Annotated in this window: 11 protein-coding genes; 2 read left to right on the top strand and 9 right to left on the bottom strand. The window is 57.1% G+C overall.

Going from position 1 to position 21,188, the window contains the following annotated elements; genetic code table 11:
• The 3 genes from AABZ39_06685 to AABZ39_06675 all read right to left on the bottom strand — a co-directional run.
• Positions 1 to 666: hypothetical protein (locus tag AABZ39_06685; protein ID MEK6794443.1), on the bottom strand; the 666-nt coding region annotated here is incomplete at its 3' end.
• Positions 667 to 679: 13 nt separating this feature from the next.
• Positions 680 to 4,411 (bottom strand): LamG-like jellyroll fold domain-containing protein, encoded by a 3,732-nt coding sequence (locus tag AABZ39_06680; protein MEK6794442.1) that lies wholly within the window; start codon positions 4,409 to 4,411, stop codon positions 680 to 682.
• Between the two features lie 365 nt (positions 4,412 to 4,776).
• Complete coding sequence (locus AABZ39_06675; protein ID MEK6794441.1) at positions 4,777 to 4,920, bottom strand: hypothetical protein; 144 nt, start codon at positions 4,918 to 4,920, stop codon at positions 4,777 to 4,779.
• On the opposite strand from AABZ39_06675, the gene AABZ39_06670 reads away from it, so the two are divergent.
• Positions 4,904 to 5,167, top strand: coding sequence for a hypothetical protein (locus AABZ39_06670; protein ID MEK6794440.1), 264 nt, complete (start codon positions 4,904 to 4,906; stop codon positions 5,165 to 5,167). The two genes, AABZ39_06675 and AABZ39_06670, sit on opposite strands and share 17 nt — an antisense overlap.
• Positions 5,154 to 5,357, top strand: coding sequence for a hypothetical protein (locus AABZ39_06665; GenBank protein MEK6794439.1), 204 nt, complete (start codon positions 5,154 to 5,156; stop codon positions 5,355 to 5,357). The genes AABZ39_06670 and AABZ39_06665 overlap by 14 nt, the downstream gene beginning before the upstream one ends.
• Positions 5,358 to 5,680: 323 nt before the next feature.
• Here the strand turns inward: AABZ39_06665 and AABZ39_06660 are convergent, their stop codons facing one another.
• From AABZ39_06660 to AABZ39_06635, 6 genes are read right to left on the bottom strand one after another with little or no spacing between them, the layout of a single operon-like run.
• Positions 5,681 to 7,000 carry a GDSL-type esterase/lipase family protein gene (locus AABZ39_06660; GenBank protein MEK6794438.1) on the bottom strand — a complete coding sequence of 440 codons (1,320 nt, stop codon included), beginning with the start codon at positions 6,998 to 7,000 and terminating at the stop codon, positions 5,681 to 5,683.
• Positions 7,001 to 7,038: 38 nt separating this feature from the next.
• Positions 7,039 to 7,743: a LamG domain-containing protein gene (locus AABZ39_06655; protein ID MEK6794437.1), complete on the bottom strand. Its 705-nt coding sequence runs from the start codon at positions 7,741 to 7,743 to the stop codon at positions 7,039 to 7,041.
• A gap of 23 nt (positions 7,744 to 7,766) precedes the next feature.
• Positions 7,767 to 11,159: a LamG-like jellyroll fold domain-containing protein gene (locus AABZ39_06650; protein MEK6794436.1), complete on the bottom strand. Its 3,393-nt coding sequence runs from the start codon at positions 11,157 to 11,159 to the stop codon at positions 7,767 to 7,769.
• Between the two features lie 26 nt (positions 11,160 to 11,185).
• The gene (locus AABZ39_06645) at positions 11,186 to 13,996 is read right to left on the bottom strand and encodes a hypothetical protein (protein ID MEK6794435.1); all 2,811 of its coding nucleotides are present in this window, start codon (positions 13,994 to 13,996) and stop codon (positions 11,186 to 11,188) included.
• On the bottom strand, positions 13,993 to 17,427 hold the full coding sequence (locus tag AABZ39_06640; GenBank protein ID MEK6794434.1) for a LamG-like jellyroll fold domain-containing protein: 3,435 nt from the start codon (positions 17,425 to 17,427) through the stop codon (positions 13,993 to 13,995). Before AABZ39_06640 ends, AABZ39_06645 begins: the two co-directional genes overlap by 4 nt.
• Positions 17,428 to 17,457: 30 nt before the next feature.
• Positions 17,458 to 21,087, bottom strand: coding sequence for a LamG-like jellyroll fold domain-containing protein (locus AABZ39_06635; protein ID MEK6794433.1), 3,630 nt, complete (start codon positions 21,085 to 21,087; stop codon positions 17,458 to 17,460).
• Positions 21,088 to 21,188 lie beyond the last annotated feature (101 nt).

Genomic DNA, 21,188 nt, shown 5'->3' with positions numbered 1-21,188 from the left:
GATCTCGCCGGACTTTGAGCCTTCAATGACACCCGTCTGTGCCGCCCAGCCCTCGAAGTGAACGCCGTAATAGAGTGCGCCCTTCCAATGATCGTCCGGCTGTCCTTCGAGCAGCTTGCTCACGATGCGGCCGGCGTTCGACTTCGGGTCGACGATGGAAAACTCAGCGAACGAAGGCCAGAGCGGACTGAGATCCGCCACATACATCTCGTATCCCTTTTCGGGCACGTTCGGATGACGCGCCTCGATATACACTTCCTTATCGACGAAGACCTGGTTCCGGCCGGTACCGAGCGTCCACGTCATCGGGGCTTTATAGATATTATCCCTGTGTCTTGTCCACCCCGTCACCGGCTCGCATCCGCTCACGACAGGTTTTTCATCGCGATACGCCGCAAGGGTTATCGGCTTGCCCGCTTCACCCGAGCGCGGGAATATTATTGTTTCCCGGTAGACGCCGCCGCGTATGAAACAGATATCCCCGGGTGACATTCTGTTCACCGCGGTCTGTATCGTTCGCAATGCCTTCGCATCCTCGGGTCCTGTGCCGGCATTCGCATCGCTGCCGTTCGGCGATACATGGAATGTAAGCGCTGCACGTTCGGCGCCCTGTATCACCGACGTAAAAACGAATAGCGCGAAATATATGATATGTCTTCGGTTCATGTGTGCTCCACCGTTATTCAAGTACTATCACCGCAGCATTATCGAGGATGAAATTCGCGCCCATCGCGCCCGCGAGCGCAATCCAGTCGTCGGTATCCGAACGCCTGATGCCGATATTAAACTGCAGGCGCATCTTCGGGGCATACGATATGCCCATCCCGCCGATGGGTATTGCCCATTCAGCCGACCAGAAATCACCGTCGACCATTGCCCCGTATTTCGCGGCCGTGCCGAGGGCTTTTGTCTCTTTCTCGAATTCCTCTTCGGGATTGCCTGCGCCTTGGGATTGCCCGCCAGTGAAACCCTGCACGATATAGGTCGGCGAACGCCGCCCGACGGCAAGATTGTTCTCATCGCGCATGCATATCTCAAGACCGTCGTGCCGGCCCCATGTCGTTCCCTGTTTCATCTTTGCAAGGTCCGTGAGCGGGATACGTATGGCAAGGTAGAGCATCCTTCCGTCATGCATCACCTTCGCCGCAGCGGCAGGACCGTTGAGCGCACCGCGTGATGTGTTTTCCCTGAGCTTGAGCGTTTCCCCCTGCCATTCGCCCGACGATATCGTCCCGTCGATGACCGGCGCTGCGGATGCTTTCTTCACCGGTATCGGCGCCATGGGATGCGGCAGCACCTTGACAACCCCGACCATTTCGCGCCAGTCACGGAGCTTTACTGGCGTCGTGTTTACGGGCCAGCTTGCGCGGTATTCGTCCTGATAAAGACCTATCGCTTCGATCGGTATCGGCCTGAATCCCACCGATGCGAAGAGCGGCGCATCCGGCTTTAATCGAAGATCGCCGTTCGCCGCATTCACAAATCCCGGATCGGTATTCGTAAAGACGCCGTTCTCGAGCATGTCGAGGTTCGCACGGTTGCCGGTGACGATGCGTCCGCATTGATAGAACACATTACGCCAGACATTATTGTACGCCGGTTCATCGAGCATCCACTTTATTGCGGGATAGCGTGAGAGGTACAGATCGTCCGTGATCACCGCCGCCCCTTTCTTCCCTTCTCGTATCTGCTTCCAGACATTATTCCCCGGACCCCAGCCGCCGGACACGCCCTGCCGGCAATCAGCGAAGATATTATTGTCGATTATATTATCGCGGCCGCTGTTCATCTGCACGCCGCCGAAATGACCGTTGGCGCTCTTATAGAAGATGTTCCCGTACACAAGCATGCCGCTGATCGCATCGTCAAATCGTATCGCCGCCTGGCCGTGCATGGCCGCCTCCTTCCCGGACTTGCCGTTGTTGTAGAAATGATTGTAGCGGAAAACGACGCCGCGGTACGTGGGGTTCGCGAAATTCTCCATGGCCCCCTGATCGTCGGACTCCTGCACCGCGCTGTGCACCTGATTGTACTCGATGATATGATCATTGCCTTCGATGCGCATGACGCTTGACGGACAATCATACATGAGATTATGCGCCACGCGGTTGCCAACACCTTCGAGCTGTATCGCCGGTGTGTATGTCCTGTCGATGCGGCCGAAATCGTAGATGCGGCAGTTCTCAACGACATGTCCGCCCGGTATGAGCCTGGCCCGGTCGCCGCCGATGACCTCAGTGGCACGGCGCCCCATCGTATGCACATCGCAGCCGATGATGGTGTTACGGGAACCGCCGTTGACCGTGATGCCGCTTCCGGCAAAACGTTTGATCGTAAGCCCCGCGAAGATGCAGTCTTCCGAAGCGTTCGCCGCAATGGCGTTAAAACGTGCGCAGTCAAGCGTTATCCCATCGAAACGGACGTTCTTCACTTTATCCATGGTGATCATCGGTTTTGAGAAAAGCCCTATCTCCACTTTTGCTTTGGCGATATCCGACGGCCCAGTCGGCGGATAGAAGTACAGTGTCCCGGATTCACGGTCGAGATACCATTCACCCGGCGCATCGATCTCTTCGAGGAGATTGAACGCATAGTAGATGATGCCCTGTTTCGTATCCATGCCGGTGCCGCCGTACTTGTACGCCTCAGCGCTCGTGAGCGTCTTTGCCGCGGTATCGATCGCCGCGATCTTTATCGTCGCATCCGCCCAGAGATATTTGAAATACCCGAAAAGCCAGATATCGTTCGCCTTTGTCCAGCGCGCATGACGCTCATCGTCGTACTCGATGACCGACGGCACGCCCTTGTCCCTGTCCCCGGATGCGGTGAGCTTCTTTATCGGCACGAAGCCCTCGTTGGGCCAGCGTGCAAGCGTCATCGGCTTTTCATTGAAGAAGAGCTCGAGCGTCGGGGGTGACGGCGGCTGTCCGAAGCCGCGCACCTTAAGCTCGCCGTGATCGGTGATGCCGAGCGCTTTGAGATCGCACTGCATCACTTTGCCGCGTGACTCGGCGGGGAGGCGTTCGAGCACGGATGCATCGCTTACCGGTTTGAATCCTGACAATCGCGCGCCGCCGTAGAGCACTGCTGTCCCTTTTTTCTCCGCTTTGTACACGGTGGGGAATTTCTCGCTCCCGTCCTCAGCGGTCAATGCGAGCGTATCGTTGATCTTGTATTCACCGCCCTTGAGCATCACCGCTATCGCTGTATCGCCTTTCTGACGGACAGCACGTACCGCATCGCGCGCTTTTGCGAGCGTAGCGAACGGTTTCTTTTCGCTCCCGTCGTTCTCATCCGAACCGTTCGGCGCAACATACACCGACGATTGTGCGGTGACCGACGTTATCTTCGTACGCGTCGCACCCGGGTCATATGAAGGAAGCCCCTTCGCCGTGCGCTCAAGTTCCCGTATGCATTCGCCCGCTTCGTATCGGTGCACATCCGGATATGATGCATTCGCCTGTATCTTTGCGTATTCCGCTTTCGCGGCGGCAGTGTTCCTCTCCGCGGCAAAGCTCTGCGCGATACGCAGATGTGCGTAGCTTTTGAAATGCGCCGGCATCGATGCGATATCGATCACCTTCCTGCATGCATCCCGCACGCCGCTGAAATTCCTCTGCGCCCATGCGTTCGCCGCTGCGGCAAAATTCTCCTTCGCCGTCTCGCGTGCGTCGATAGCGGCCGATTCCGCCGACTCGCTTATGCCGAATATGCCTTTCATCGCGTTGAACTCAGCGCGCACCGCTTCACGAGAAAGCGCCTCGGTGAACACCTTCACTTCGTCCATGGCGCCCCAGTAATTGTGCCAGCCGGAACCGACGGTTACATCGCCGTTGACCGAGAAGTTCCCGGTGAAATTCGGCGGGAGCGGCGTATCGCCCTGCGGCTGTCCGTTGATATAGATCACGACAGACTGCGCGCTCCGGTCGCACACGAGCGCCACATGCGACCATTGCTCGAGCGTAAGTTTCATCGATGTGCCGCCGCCGGCGCTTACGTTCTTTCCCGCTTCGTTCTTGAAGACGAAATAATTGCCGACCGTGCCTGTGCCGAATATATCGATGACGAGGTATGCATCCGGATACGTGCCGTACGCGAATATGCGCCGCTGATTCTGCTTATCCTCAATGGTGAACTGCTTGGGTTTTACCCATGCCGAGAATGTCCATGACTTCGTACCGAAACGCTTATCCTCGGGTATTTTCGCCGAAACGAATCCCGCTGACGTACCGTCGAAAAAGAATGCCTTACCGGACGGGGAATCCACCCACTGCGCCTTGCCGGCACCGTCTATCCCATTACCGGAACTGTCCTTTGCCGACGAGGCGCTCTCATCGAATTTCCAATGGATAAGCAGACCTTCGGCCGAAAGCACACCGGCCATGATGAAGAGGGATAGGATACGTATCATTCGGATATCCTCCGGGAAAGGCATCTCGCACCCATTGAGTATATGCAATGTTCCCCTGTCTGTAAATGAATGGGATTGACCGCGGCATACGTGATATTGACATTGGCACGCCTGGCGGCGGCCGCGCCGAAGGAATGGGGCGTTTTTTTTGCACTGCGCGACGGGAAGCGATCTGAAAACCGCTCGGGGCTTCCGTAGCGGCTAAGGCCATCCGTGGCCGCCGCCAGTTGCGCCATGCTGTGCGGGGAGTCGGCATCACTGTGCGGAGGGCTATTCCGGCTGTGCGGGCATCGGATCGGATAAAAAAAGAGGGCCGGAGCGCTGTGCCCCGACCCATTCCCGTAGCGGCTGATCATCCGTTCGGATCAAGCTGCTGTGCCATCCTTCGCTTTTTTAACCTCGTGCTTCACGCCGCGGACCTTGCTCCTCAGGCGTTTGGCCTGTTTGGCCAATTCGGTCTTCTTTCCGAGCGTGCCGATGACCGCGTCCAGTTTGCTTGATGCCGACATTCAGGAGATCGAGTCGGTTGCGCAGGGTTATATCGAACACGGGATAATACCCAGAAAGAAGATAGAGGACGCCTTGCACATAGCGATAAGCACGGTATTTGAGATCGATGCCCTCGTGAGCTGGAATTACCGGCACTTGGCAAATCTCTATAAAGAGCGTAAAATAGTATCACGCAATATGAGCGAAGGATATTCGCATACGCTGCGAATATGCACACCCATGGAGGTGATGTATGAAAACGACTGAAGAATCGAGGGCGATGCTCGAAGTATGGGAATGGAAAGAAAAGGCCGCGAAGGAAGTTGAAAGCTATGATCTGAAAACCGCGCTTGCAATGAGAATAAAAACATCAATGGAAACGGTACATGCGCTGGGTTTGCCTGTGGTCGACGGCAAACCGAACAAAGGGCATGACGGAAAAAAAGCGCATAATTGATATTCAAATATTCGGCGCACCGTTGCGCCGATGCGTGATGCTATTCTGTGCTTCTCTCCCCTTGCGTGTTGGGGGAAATATGCACAGGCGGGTACATGCAATTCACTCAGGACAGCATATTCCTTCGCGTCATCGCGCCTTCGCGTGACATCCTCTTTCCCCGATCGCATTCCCATCGCCCTGAATATGAAGACAAGTCTCACGCCAAGCCGCAAAGCGATGCTCTGAACGCAGCCGAAGTGCCCGCCAATAATATGGCCCCCCCGCGGGCTCTGCGCCTCTGCGAGATATATATTTTCTTCTCCTCGCCGCGCGGATAGTTGTTACTTCACCAGTTCCCCGATGATGAATATCGCGCCGGGGTACCAGTAGAGTCCCTCGTATTTCGCCGGGTCTTTTTCGACAACACCGGGATTGCGCGATGCGAGTATCTTCGCCTTATCGATCTTCTCGCCGAGCACTTTGATGCTGACCGTATGCGTAGTATTCTCAAGATCGCTCCCCAGTGAAAGCAGCGCAAGCCGATGATACGTGCAGTACGAATCCATACGCACCGGCGTGCTCACCTTGCCGTCGATGGTCACTTCGAGCTTGCCGCAGTCAGGGCCGAGGAGATCGTATATCTTCGCTGCCGTTCCCTTGAACGAGAACGAGAGCGCCGCGCCGGGCTCGCCTTTCCATAATGAATCGACGCGGTTGCCGAACGATGCACCGAGCCCGGTATCCGCAGGGAGTTTTGTCCACGCGCCCGTACGCGCTGACACATCGATGGAGAGCATTGCCGATCGCCCGTAGTTCTTCGGATTATACGCAACGACAGGTGTGTGCCGCGCCGCGCTTCCTGATGCGCTTATGATCGCCGGCATCGAGCGCTCTATCGCTTCCATATAGAGTTGATGTCCCGTGTCGGTATACGGATGAACGCCGTCCTTTGAGAACGGTATCTTCCCGTCAGGGCCCATCGCCGCTTTTGACGCCTGGTTAAGCTCATCGCCGGATACGCGGTCCATCTTCGCTTCCGGCGCTTTCATAAGAAGCTTCCCTTCGCTCTCAAGCCGTATCGCCTCGAGCCCCATGTGTATCGTCGGTATCTCGTAATGATCGGCCACCACCTCCATCGTTGCGGCGGAGCGGTTGAAGTTGCCGGTCTTAAGGTCATTGAGGAGCGCCTCCGTGAACGTGTAGACGAAACAGATGTCGCACGCGGGAAAATTCTTCCACGTCTTCCTGACAATGCCTTCCATGGCGCGTACTATCTCTTCGGGCTGCTGTCCGGCATCGTTGACCGCAAATTCAACGAAAAGGAGATCGGGTTTGCCGAGGAACACATCGTGATCGATGCGCAGCACCCCGAGGTCCGAGCCGGTACCGCCGATGGCGGCATTTATCTCGGTGAATGTGCAGTTGGGATATTTTTTGTTGAAGTAGGCGAGACTTTTCACACGCCAGCCCGTCTGCGCGGTAATGCTCCCGCCGAGATAGCCGATTCGGTATTCCCCGCCGGCCTTCACCTTCGCAAGGAAATTCGGGAGCCCTGCGCGCGGCGTGCACTCGACGGCCTTTCGTACCGGGGGGAAATCCTGTGCGCTCACGATGCCTGCCGCAAGCATAGCGCTGATGAAAAGTGATATGAGCCGTGCCATGAAAACCTCACTGCATGGATGTTCATCGTTCATCGAACCTATTTCGCGGCATTATACCGCGCTTTCACTTCATCCGCCGTCAACGCGCGCGAGTATAGCCGCACTTCATCGAGAAGCCCGTTGAAATTCGCCACACCGCTGCGTGCGCCGATGAGAAAGGGCATTTTGCTCGGCGATGACTCCCAGCTTCCCGTCGCCGTCCCGCCGCTCAGTGCGCCGTCGATATAGAGCGACACGGAGAGTTTCGTCGCCGTTACGACGATATGATGCCACGCACCGTCGAGCACTTTCGCGCCGCGCGGTCCGGTGTCGATGCGCCCGGGGCCGCGCACGCATGCACGCAGCTGTCCGTCCTTATGAACGATGATATCATATCCCTCGCCGTTGGGCGCGACGGGTTCGAACTTCGTGATAACGCCTGAATACGGATTGCCGTCATTGCCCGCCGCCGATGCTTTCATCCAGAACTCGATCGTGAGATCGCTTATGACATTGAGCGGTTCCTTATTGCCCATATCGACGACAGCGTCCTTGCCGTTGAACTTGAGCGCCGAGCCTTTTTTCCCCTCGACGCGCACGGCGTTCTTGACCGCGCCGGCCATTTTCCAGGGTCCCGCATCCTTCGCCGTCTGTCCCTCCGCTTCGTCAAAGCTCCAGTACGCAAGAAGACCTTCTTCCGTCTGCGCAGAGAGCAGGCATGCCGCACCTATTCCCATGATAATACGTAGTGCCGTTCGTATCATACTATGCCTCCTCGGGTGTGATATCATTCTAATACAATAATGCGGGAATTGCCAAGCTGGAAATTCGCTTCCTTCGTTCCCGCCCACGCTATCCATTCATTGCTTTCCATGCGCCGCACGCCGATATTGAAACCGATCTTCATCCCCGGCCCCGCGGCAATGCCGGCATCATCGAGCGGTATGGCCATCTCAACGCTCCATCCGCCCTCGACGACCTTCGCTGCAACGACTGCAGCCGATGCGATCTTCTTTGCACTGTCCTCGGCGGTCTTCACAAGGGCGCTCACCGACTTCTCGCCGTTCGCGAATCCCTGCACGATGAATGTCGGCCCCGGACGGTAATCGATGCCTTCATGGAGCCGGAAACATACCTCGATGCCGTCGTTCTGTCCCCACTTCGAATCAAGCTTGAGCTTTGCAGTGTCTTTCACCGGCACGAACACGGCGACATGGAGCGTTTTATCCGAATAACCAAGATAGCCCGTACACGGGTTCTTCACTGCATCGCGACTGGGCGTTTCAGCAAGCGTTATCTTTTTCATCGCGCTCCATTCATCCGAAGCGATCACACCGTCGATATCGGGCGCACGCGATACCGATGGTACGTTCTCCGGTTTTCCCGGATGCGGATCGGCCTGACCGATGAGCGATTTGCCCGGGCGCACGGTGTGCTTGAGCGGCCAACTCGCGCGCCATGCATCATTGTAGGGACCTATCTTCTCGACCGGTATGCGTTCGAAACCGATGGCCCATGCGGGCGAATCGTCACGAAGCTGGAAATTGCCGTTCTTCTCGTCGACGAATTTCGGATCGACATCGATAAGATTATTGTTAAGCGTCGCCGCCGGCATCGCCTTGCCTTCGATCTTATCCCATGCACCGCATTTCCACGAGATATTGCGCTCAAAGAGATCGTTCTTCGGCGCCATGGGGTCTTCGTCGAGTATGTTCACGAGTTCGGGATATCGCTCGCTCCACGGCGGCTTGTCATACGGCATGGCTTTCAGTTTCTGTATGAGCCCGTCCTTGCCGCTGGATGCCCAGCCGAGCCCGCGCGCATCGAGGCTGAAGCCCACCGGACAGTCGATGAAGATATTTCCGATGACGCGGTTATCGCGCCCGCCGCCCATGAGCATGCCGCGCGCCACCTTGTAGATGATATTCCCTTCGCTCACGGCCGATGAATACTGGTCATCGAAGTATATGCCGTTGGCACCGCGTCCCTCGAATCCATAGATGTGATGAAAATAATTATTGCGTACAATGCAGCCGCGCATTGTCCAGTCACGCCCTGCATAGATAGCGCCCGCATCGCCGCTCTCGTACACGACGCTGTGTATCTCGTTCAATTCCATGACGATGTCATTGCCGCCCCAGAATATCGCCGTGTGCGGGGCATCGTTGATGAGATTGTTGCGCGCCGTAAGGCCTGCGCCGTAGAGCTGTATGCCTCCCTTATACACGGTATCCCAGCGCGCGAAGTGATGGATATGGCAATTCTCCACGAGATTACTCGCCGGTGTGAGCGTCTTTCTATCGCCGCCGGTAAGCGATACACCGCCGTCGCCCGTCTGATAGATATCGCAACCGATGACGGTGATGCGGCTTCCTTCGCCGGTCATCGCGTATGAACCGACATTGCGTATCGTGCAGCCGGCAACGCGAATGTCGGAGATCTTCTGTCCGCGTATCGCGGTGCCCTGCGCGCATTCGAGCGTGAGGTAGCGGAACTCGATGTTCGATGCGCCGTCGAGAAAGATGAGATTATCGAGTATCGAGACCATCGGCACACCGCTGTCGATCGCGGCAGGAGGCCAGAAGTACAGCAGTCCGTTCTCGCGGTCGGCATACCATTCACCGGGGGAATCGAGCTCCGGGAGGAGATTGTACGCATAGAACCATTGGTTCTTGCGGAAGCCGTAGCTGTGATTCGCATTGGATAGCGTCACGGTCATCGTTGCCGGATCGATGTTCGATACCATGAAGCGCTGATCGGCCCAGTCCCAGAACCAGTATCCTTCCATCATCACGCCCGCTTCATTGACCCACTTCAGTATGCGCTCGTCCTTGACGGTGAACTGCCCGACCTTGCTCCCCTTCTGTCCGTGTATCGCATGCCCGTCATTGACCGTGATATCGGCGATGCGCATGAAGCCCTCGTTGGGATATCGTGCAAGCGTCATTGGCTTATCGGCGAAAAAAAGCTCCATGCCGGTTTCCGACTGCGCCCATGTCGGCCCGTTCTTCAATGCGCCGTATTTCGTTATCCCCTGCGACTTCATGTCGGCGACGAGCACTTTGGCGCGCGCTTTCTCATCGAGTTTCTCCTTCACATCGCCGCTGACCGGTGCGAAATTACGCACCACGCGTCCGCCGAGTATGCGGGTGACACTTCCCTTCTTCGCCGTGTAGATGACGGGTTTCCCCGGTTCGCCGCTGTCAAGGGATGTAAATGTCATAGTGTCGGAAAGTTCGTATACCCCCGGCGCAATATCTATGGTAACCGATTCGCGATAGAGCTTTTTTGTTTTCAATGTGCGTACCGCATCACGCGCACGTTCTATCGTCCGAAACGGCCCGTCGGTCTTTGCCGCGTTGGGCTGTGCGGGCACGCCGGTCCATGCATCGTCCCCCGCGGGAGAAACATGGTAGCGCGATGCGGGTGTTACACTTCCGGTAATGACGACCGCATCGGTCGTATAATCGCTTTTTTTCGTATCGTATGATGCGCGGACCTCCTCCGCGGAGAGTACCCGCTTATGGAACGAAAGCTCATCCACCGCGCCCTGATACTGCTGCCATGACGCGCCGATAACGAGCGGTTTATCGCCGACGAAATTTCCGTCGAATGTTTTATCGATGTTCGATTCATTGTCGAGCGCTCCGTCGATATAGATCCTGAATTTATACTGTTCCCGATCGCAGAGAGCGGCGACATGCGTCCAATGATTCAATGAAAGCTTTTTCTTCGAGTTGATCTGCGTATATGAATACTTTCCATCTTCTTTTTTATATCCGAGCATGAGCATGACGGTGCCGTCATTGTTGACAAGTTCCATCGTCACGATATGCGCCGGGTAATGACTGTCAAGCACGAAAAGCTGCCGCCGCTTTTCCTTCGCATCGATGATCACGGTCGATGGATTAAGCCAGCAGGATATCGTGAAGCTGTCTTTGCCGATCTGTTTTTCAGGGGGGAGTTTCACCGAAAACCCCTGCCCGCCTTCTCCGGTAAACACAATCGCAGAGCCGGTTTTAAGCCGGGTCCACGCCGCCGAGCCCGATGCGCTGAAACCGTTCCCGGAGGCGTCATTAAGTATGCCGCCGTTGCCCTCGTTGAACGGGTAATAAAAGATCGGTGCTTCAGCGCCCGGTACCAGCGCCGCAAGAACAATGAAACAAATGATCGAACGCATATCGTGCTCCTTGAAAAGAAGGGTTCTTATTCGAGTACGAGAATACCGCCATTGTCGAGCTTATGTGTCGCGCCCATGGCGCCCACCCAGACCACCCATTCCTTGTTCTCAGCACGCCGCACACCGGCATTGAACGCGATGCGCGCCCCAGGTACATAATTGATGCCGAGTACCGCCAGCGGCACGGCGAATTCCGCCGTCCACGACCGCTCGCCGATGACGGCGCTGTACTTCACCGCATCGCGGAGGGCCGCTGCGTTCTTCGCTGATGCACCGCCGTCGGTGACGCTCGCGTATGACCCGCCGGTGAACCCATGGAGCACGAAGACCTCGCCCATGAGCGTGCCTTCGGTTATCACGGCGAAGCAGAGCTCTACACCATCGTCCTTCCCCCAGGAATCGCCGCTCGCGACCGCTGCCGCAGCGCTCACCGGTACGGTGACAGCGATGAAAAGTTCTTTCGTGTCATGCGATATCCGCGCCTCACAGGGCGGCGTATCGAGCTTTTTGCGCATGGGGCTTTGGCTCATCATGAGCGGCAGTCGCGGATATTCCGACGGTGATGCCGTACCGTCAATAACGGCCTTCGCTTTTGGCGCTGTTGCACGCTGCGTATCGGATGATGATCCCGCAGCCGGCGCATCGATCTCCCCGATAGGATGCTCGCGCACGCCTTCCGCTTCGACGATAGGCCAGTGCACGCGCAGGGCATCCTGGTAGGGGCCGATATGCTCGACGGGTATCTGCTTGAATCCGAGCGCGAATGCCGGCGAATCCGGTTTCAGACGGTAATTGCCGTTCGCCGCGTCGACAAAAAGCGGATCGGCAACGGCTGAATTGTTATCGAAGCCCAGGCGCTGCCATTCCTGCCATTGCTTATCGGGGTCGGCCTTTATCCCCTGTATCGTGTGTATGCCGGATGTGTGAAAGATGATGTTCGAATCGATAGTCGTGCGGTCAAAGGCGAAATTCCTGAACGAATACACGTTCGCCTTCTCGTTCGTTGCATAGAAGATATTGTTCACGATGATATTGTCAACCATGAAACCGGCCTCTATCGGATGCGCCTTCCCCAAACCGCGGTATTTTTGCCATGCCGGAAGATGCGCGTAGGTGCGCCATGCCTTGTCGAAATCGTTCGTTCTGCTGATGAAGAATTTATGCGTCGCATTCCATCCGTTCATCTCAAGGTCATGAGCGCCATTGTTGATGAAGATGTTGTTCATCGCGATGATATCGCGCGCGTTGTGGAAGTGTATGCCGGCGCGGTTGGCGTTCGCGACGATATTCCCGATGACGTCCACGCCCGCGCAGTCGTCATCGAGATAGATGCCCCACGCATAGTACGGCGATATCCAGGTGTCGATCTTCTTTCCGTAGCCGAGCGAATCGCTGATGTGATTATAGCGAATGACGCTCCCGCGTGCGGTGAGGAAATCGCGCCCCCAGCAGTAGGTGGCGCCGGTATCCTCGGTCTGTATGTTCATATGACGGAGCCGGTTGTACTCGATGATGTGATCGTTGCCGTAGAATATGAGCGCGAAGCGCGGGCAGTCGTGTATGAGATTGTGCGCTGCCCGCTGCCCCACGCCGTCGATGTTGAGTCCCACGCCGCGCGTGTACACCGTGCCGACATGGTGGATGTAATTGTTCTCCGCGTAATGAGCCGCCGGTGTGAGCGACATGCGCTCGCCCCCTGCCAGATGCACCGCGGTTGTGCCGATATCGTAGATGTCGCAGCCGACGATACCGACATTGCTTCCGCCGATAACGACCGCCGCGCCGAGGCCGCTCGTTTTCCCGACGACATTGCGTATCACCGATCCTGCTACAAGCGAATCCGTGCAGTCGATGAAGGTCACTGCCGCATCATCGGCGCATTCGAGCGTCAGCCCCGTGAACACGATATGCGACGCATTCGAAACCACGATCATCTTTTCAATAGTAGGCGCATAGACGACACCGTCCGCGAGATCGGAGGGCGGCCAGAAATAAAGCGTTTTCGTCCGCTTATCGAGATACCATTCACCGGGTTGATCGAGCTCCTCGAAGATATTGCGTACATAGTAGCGGTCGACAGGACGAATGCCGTAGTCCGCATCGCGCGCAAGGGTTATCGTCCGTTTCGCCGCATCGATGGATGCGATACCGATGATATTGTTGCGGTAGTTCGGCCCCGGGAAAATGAACACCTCGACATCCGTGAGGTCTTTCCAGCGGCGCATATCGCCCTCGCGGCAGACGAACGAGCGCTTGTTCTCCTTTTTATCCCAGCTCGCCATGCTCCCCGCGACATACGCCCAGCTGCCTCCGTAGGGATTCGATGCGTCGTAATTCGGATAGCGCGCAAGGTGCTGGCGCTTGCCGGAAAAGAAAAGCTGCCGGAAATAGATATCGCCGAAAAAAGACACGTCCGCCTTGAGGATATTTCCCTTGTACGGTGATAGATCGCGTATGCGCTTCCCGCCGACGATCACGGGCATATCCGCACCGCGGTAGACGATGGGCGATGACGGTTCGCCCGAGTCTTCAGCGGTAAGTGTGAACGTACCTGCACGTTCATGCATGCCCGGCATTATCTCGACAGCGATGCCGCCGGTCGGAAGCCCGGCACGCTTTGCCGACCGTACCGCATCACGGGCTTTTTCAAGTGTGCAAAACGGCCCGTCGGCGCCTTTGCGCGGGCTTTTTCCCGTCCACGCATCATCACCGTCCGGTGACACATAGAAGACCATGCCCGGTTTCGGTATGGGAACGAGCGCAGAGCGTTTTACGCCGTCCGCACCGAACGATACGGCATGGACTATAGCAATGATGGAGAGAAGCGGTATCCTCATTTGAAATTCAGCACTCCCGCATTGTCGACATTGAACGAATTGCCGCGCGTGCCTTCCCACATGAGCCAGAGATCATCGGCGGTCTTTCGCACGGTTATGTTGAAAGCGCATCGCACGTCCTTTGCGGGATCGATATCGAAAAGGGCGAACGGGAGCGAGAACTCCGCGCACCAGGTACGTTCGTCTTTGCGCGCCGCTTTGAACACGGCGCCGTGCGGATCGGTGTAATCCGGCTCATCGCTTGCGTTCTTAGTTGCGCCGAACTGGAGATACCCGTTGCCGAAACCGCGGAACACGGTTATGGGCGTTCTGTCCTTGCCGCGGAGAGCGCGGAGCGATATCTCGACAGCATCGTTCCTTCCCCACGAATTGCCGTCAAGCTTCGTGCCCGGCTGAATATCGCTTTCGACGGCTATGTAGATGCGCGTATCATCGTAGCGTATCCATGCGCGGCTCTGACGATCCGCTTTAGCGCCGTTGTAGTTCTGTGCAAGCACGAGGACATCATCACCCCATTCTGATGCATCGATAGTTCCGTCAGCCGTTATGGAAGATGATGTTCGTTTCGCCGTGAACTCGGGCATGGGTCCATCTTTCACCGTCGCTGTCGACGCGGCCGACTTGAGCGGCGGGAGCTGCTTGGGCGGCGGATAATTCCACACTGCCTTCGGCACGGAGGGCCTGAGCGCATCGGCGAACGGTCCTATTTTCTCGAAGGGTATCGGCTTGAAATCGGGGAGCGTCTTATACACGATGGAGTCGGGCTTTAGCCGGAAATCCCCCTTCGCCGCGTTCACGAATCCCGGATCACTTTCGGTGATGATGTTCTCGTTCGAGTCGAATTCCCAGTTGCCGCTCTTCACATCGGCGCACATGACAAGCACGTTCTTCGACGAATGATTGCTCCGTATCTGTCCGGGCTGGGGGTCCATGAAGCCTTCAAGGAGCGGATACCGTGTTGTGTACGGGGGCTTCCTTATGTCGACATCCTTCGTAAGCCGCGTCTGCCAGAGCTCAGCATTCACATAATCCTTCCAGCGCTTGTCATTCCACGGAGCGGAACCGAGCGGCCGCTTGCATTCGATGAAGATATTGTTCTCCGCGGTATTATCGTGCCCGCCATGATTGAACACGGTGCCAAAGGAGCCCTTTCCCGGGTCGCCGCAGCGGAGGAATATATTGCCGATGACGAAGTCGCCCCCGTCGCCGTCGTCGAAGTAAATGGCGGCGTTGCCGTGCCCCATGGGGCTTCCGATATGATGCCAGAAATTATTGCGTATCATATTGTTGCGGCAGGACGGATTGCGTCCTTTATAGAACGCGCCCGCGTCATCGCTCGCCATGCACACATCGTAGATGATGTTGTTCTCAAAGACATGATCGTTGCCCGAAACGCCGATGGCCTGATGCGGCGCATCGTGTATGATATTGTTCGCCGCGCGATTGCCCACGCCGGCGAAGCCGATGCCGTTGGCATAGCAGAGCTTGTGCCGCGCGAAACCCCAGATATGATTATTCACCGCCTCATGACCCGCGGGTATGAGATTCGTACGGTCGCCCCCGCCCAGTATGATGCCGCCCGAACCGATATCGTGCACATCGCAGGTGTATATCGTGTGGGACGTCCCCCCGTCGATGCGTATGCCGATAGTGCGCACATTGCGCACCGTGCATCCCTCGATGCGTACACCGCTCCCGCCGGTGACAAATATACCGTCGCTGATGCCCGCTTCCACGGTAACGCCGCGAAGCGTCACGTGCGATGCCTCGCGGAACGCAACGATGGGTTCATTGAGCGTGGAGATCACGATGCGCGAATTATCCTTCATCTCCGGCGGCCAGAAGAAAAGCTTCCCGGCGGTACGGTCGATGTAATATTCACCGGGGCTGTCGAGTTCCTCGAATACGTTCACCGCATAGTAGCGCCGCGGCGAGGGATTACCCTGCCTGATGGTATAATTATGCGGCTGCGAGAGCGCTATCTCACTTTTCTCCGTATCGATAGACCGGACCTTTATCACTTCATCTGCCCAGTCGAAGCACCAGTAGCCCTGAAGCCACACGCCGTTCTCCGTGTTCCATCGCGACGGGCGATCGCCGTCGTACGTGAACGTACCGCCGCGCCGGTCTTTTTCGGGGCCTTGCGGCGTCGTGCCGGAATCGATGATGCGTTTTATCGTCGTCCATGCATTGTTGGGCCAGCGGGCGAGTGTCATGCGTTTGTCATTGAAGTAAAGCTCCGACACGCTCGGGAAACCGATGAAGCGCGTGAGAAATTGCCCCGTATCGTCGACATCGTTCGCCTTGAGATCGAGCACACGCACCTGACCGCGAGCTGATGCGTCAAGCCGCGAAAGAAGGGCATCATCGGTGAGCGGCGTGAACGCCTTCGGCGCTATCATTGTGCCGCCGATGATACGCACATCATCGCCTTTTGCCGCGCGGTATACGATCGGCGCATCCTTCGTACCGGAATCTGCGGCGGTCAGTGTGAACGATTCTGTGCGGGCATAGGTCCCGCGGCGGATATCGACAGTAAGGGTCCCGGCGGGCAATTGCCCCTTTGTCTTGAGGGCGCGTATCGTATCGCGTGCGCCGTCAAGCGTTGCGAACGGGCCGTCCTTACCGTCCTTTGACGGGGAAGCGATAGTGCCGCTCCAGTCATCATTCCCTTCGGGCGAAACGAAATACTGCGATGATGCCTTTATCAGCTTCATGACGTCCCCCGTGCTTTCGTACGCGCCTTTCGTCTCGGCATACCGCGCTACTATCTCTTCATCCGTGAGCGTGCGGAGAAATACACGCATCTCATCAATGGCGCCGTCGAACGCCTGCCAGAGGCCCACGCCGATGCCTTTCTCGCAGGAGAGATCGGTATTGTTGAACGCATCAGGTATCGCGCTCTTCCCTTCGAGTTTTCCGTTCACAAATATCTTCACCGCCTTGCTTTCGCGGTCGAATACGCCGGCGATATGCGTCCAGGCGCCGACAGTAAGCTTCGTCTCTGCACCTGCCCCTGCGCCGATGTATTTGCCCGACTCGTTCTTCGCCGCGCCGCCGAAACTGAAACTGCCGGTCTCGCTCACATCGGAGGTGAGATAGTACGCGGGGAAACATTTGCCAAACTCGATGAGACGCCGCTGTTTCGCGAACGCGGCAGGCCGTACCCAGAGGTCGTACGATATGCTGCTGCGTCCGAATTGTTTATCCGCCGGGGGGACGACGAGAACGCCGTTCTTCGAGTCGCCGGAAAGCGAGAGCGCATACCCTTTCCCGACGCGGACGTATTTACCCGCTATCGTGCCGTTGAGGCCGTTCGGAGAGCTGTCCTTCGCCGAACCTTTTCCCTCGTCAAATTTCCAATGGAGCAGAAGCCCCTCATCGGAGGCGAACGCCATCGCCGCACATACGAGCGCTATCAATCTCTTCATTATCGAACTCCCGCTGTCATCTGCAAGCAGCTATTCGAGGATTATCGTTCCGCCGTTCTCAAGCTGATACGCAGCCCCGAGCGATCCTACCCAGAGCATCCATTCTCGTGTCTCCGTCCGATGCACGCATATATTGAACGCGAGCTTAAGCCCGCCGTTCGCCGCGATATCCGCCGGCGAGAACGGTATCGCCCATTCTCCCGTCCACGCGTTCACTTCGATACGCGCAGTATAGCGAACCTTGTCGCCGAGACGCTTCGCCGCGTCAGCGGATACGCCGCCGCTCGCAAGGCTTTCGCTTCCGCCGCCGGCAAAGCCGTGCACCACGAAGCTAGCCGTGGGTGCTGCACCCTTCGCATCGATGAAGCATATCTCCGCGCCGTCGTCCTTTCCCCACGTGCTTCCCCGTTTCACATCGACTTTGACCGGCACCGTCACGGCGATAAAGAGCGTTTCCCCGTCATGACAGATGCGCGCCGATGCCGGTGCTGTGCCGAGGAATTCACGGTTCGGGTTCTGCTCAATGCGTACGGCATTCTCCGGCCATTCACCCGCACGGATAGTGCCGTCGATGACGGGTTCTATTTTCACGCGCGCTGCGATGAACGGGGGTGGTATCGGAGCGGCCTTTGCCGCACCGCCGAGCGACATATCGAGGGGCGGGCGTTCCCACGAGCTCCCCTTGGGCTTTTTCGGCAGCCCGAACGTATCGGCACGGACGAAGCCGCTGCCCGACGATGTCTTCTTTATTGCAATGACCGCTGTTGTCGCCGCGCCGGTCCTGAATTCGACGAACACACGCGTCCAATTCGTCGCCTGCACCGATGATGACGCCGTCTGTCCGCCGTGATCGCGTACGCTCACCGTGCCCGTCTCGCCGGGGGATGCTTTCATCCAGCCGTACAGCGTATATTCCGTATCGGGAAAAAGGCCGCGCACCGTCTGCTCGACGCCGCTTAGTCCGGATAGCTCAAGTTCCCCGCGGCATGTCCCCGTCGGCTCCGGGGCGCCCCTGCCGTATCCATTGCCCCAGCCGTTGCCAAGTGATGTCTTCACGCCGTCGCCGATCTTCGTCCACTGCTCAAGCCCGTATTCGAAACAGGAATTCTTCACGAGATTCATGTAGGGTACATCGGGAGCTTCATAGGACAGGCGAGGAGCGCTTTTCGAGAAGTCATGCCCGGCATGCCACGCAGTACCGGCAGAAAATGCACCGACATCGCTCCCCAGACCGGCATCGCGGAATGCTTTGCCGAACGCGGGTGAGCCGTCCATGAGCGTAAGATCGCCGCCCTCGGCATCGCGGAATTTCACATCGCTTTCCGCGGTACTGATATTCCCTGCAGTGAACACATGCTTCGGGAGTTTCATGTCCTTCGGGACGATATTATTGTAGTAGCGGCAGCCGTAGAGGTCATTGCGTTTACTGTGATCGAACGTGCCGACATCGCCCGCTTTATACGCGGTATTGTTGAAAACGAGACAGTTATAGCTCGGATTATTGATACGCAGGGGGTCGAGCCCCACGTTCCACACGGCGTTGTTATGCACAATGACGTTCATCGTCACGTGATCGAAATAGATGCCCATCGCGGTCTTGGCCGCCATGTTGTCATGGACAAGATTATAGCGGAACACGGTGTTCTGAAAATCCGTCGTGTGCCCGTAGGTCATACCGAGATCGTGTGTGAGCCACCCCGCGCGGTAGAGGTCGTTGTGCTCGACGATGGATTCGGTGAGACCGCCCACGGAGATGATGTCTCGTCCCGCATCGCATACCGTGTTGTGCGCGAAGATGACGCGCCTTCCTGCGAGCGTGACCGCGCCGCCCCATTTGCCGGCATAATTACCGTCGTGGATAAAGCAGTTGATGACCTTATTGTCGATGCCGTACACGGAGACAAGGCTCCCCGATGCGAGCGAGAATTCCGAATCGACAAGGGCGATGTTGCTTCCGCGCATCACCACGGCGCCCGTGCCGCTCACATCGCGGTCATACGAGTGGCCGAGGAACGTACCCGTAAGCCGTTTGAGCACGACATTCGATGACGCCTCGGTTATCAGCATACCGCCCGCATGCACCGCTATACCTTCGATACGCACGAACGATGCGTTAACGCGCACCGCGAGTATACGCTTTTTCGCCTCGATAATGATCGATGACGGGTCGTTATCATGCATCGGCCAGAAGAAGAGACGCTTCGCTTTTCTGTCATAGAACCATTCGCCGCGGCTGTCGAGCGCGGAGCGGACGCCCATGAGCACATATTCATTGCCCTTGCGCGGCCAGTAGAAATCGTTGTGGCCTTTTATCGCATTGAACGATATCGCATGCTGCGACGCATCGTATCCATTGACCGTCTCGTTCCAAAAATACCATGCCGCACCGCCCGCACACCAGATGCGCGCACCCTTCCACGCATCATCGCCTCCCGGGATGTCAGGGTCAACGATGCGGTTCGATACGCTTCCCGACGCCATATGCGCACGCACCGGGTGAAGGAAGGTGTTTGTTGTGTTGGGCCAGCGTGCTTCTATCATCATCTCGCCGCCGGCGAAGATCTGGTTCTGATCGTCGAGCGGAAGGTCCACGGACACAGCATGGATGTTCCCGTCATCACGTTCGAATCCCTTGATGATATCTGCGCCGCTTATGACGGCCTTCTCTCCATTGTAATTGCTCACTGCAATGATCTCGCCCGGTCTGCCGGAACGGAGTATCTCGAGCGTTTCGCGGTACACGCCTTCGCGGAGCATGAGCACATCGCCCGCCTTGAGCATGGCTGCCGCTTTTGCGAGCGTCCTGAACGGGCCGTTCTTTCCGTCGCTGTCGGGCGCCGTTCCGCCTGCATCATCCGCGCCTGACGGCGATACGTAGAAGATGAGCGGCGGTCCCGAGCGTTCGGCGGGAAGCACGGTCGGGACATTCTTTGCCGGGGCTTTTACTATGAGCACGCCCGTGTAATTCGCTTTCTCCGAATCGTATATCGTTCTCAGCGCACCAGCATCGACAGCGCTTTGAAAATACCGGAACTCATCGACAACGCCGATGAAACCCTGCCAGGAGGAGCCGATGGTAACGGGCTTATCGCTCCTGAAATCGCCGGTGAACGTATCCGCGAGCGCTCCTTCATTGTCGAGCGCACCGTTGATATACACACGCAGACGTTTCGCCTCGCGGTCGAGCGCAAATGCGATATGCGTCCACGTGCCGGTCTTTATCGGAAGTTTCGCGCTCACGCCGCCCGAGGAATATTTCCCGTCGGCCAATCTCGACCCGAACGACATGCCGAGCGAACCATTATCCTTCACCTCGACGACCATGTACTGGTTCGGCCACTCATCGATGATATTAAAGATGCGCCGCCGTTTATCCTTCGCTTCGATGGCGAACGTGTCGGGATATATCCAGCATGCTATGGTCATGCTGCCGGTGCCTATCTGTTTTTCACGGGGGACGGCTATGCGGACCACATCGGCGCTCTCGCCGGAGAGACGCACCGCGCCGCCGAACGCGCCGGTCTCCCATGCATCAGGTACCGATGCGGTGATGCCGCCTGCATCCTTCGCGCTTTCACCGCTCTTTTCATTGAAGGGAAAATGCAGTGCATCGCCGTACGCTGCGATGGAGAACATCGCTGTAAAAAGGATGCGTTTCATGCCGTTTCCTTGCGAACGCGTTTCGCGTGCTGAGAGCAGTATATGTATTCCCCGGGGAATTGTAAATGACGGGTGTTGACAAAACATACGGGATATTGACA

The sequence above is a fragment of the Spirochaetota bacterium genome, from assembly GCA_038043445.1.
In the GTDB taxonomy this organism is placed as follows: domain Bacteria; phylum Spirochaetota; class Brachyspiria; order Brachyspirales; family JACRPF01; genus JBBTBY01.
The sequence above is the reverse complement of the archived record's forward strand: the minus strand, read 5'-3'. Positions and strand labels throughout refer to the sequence as shown.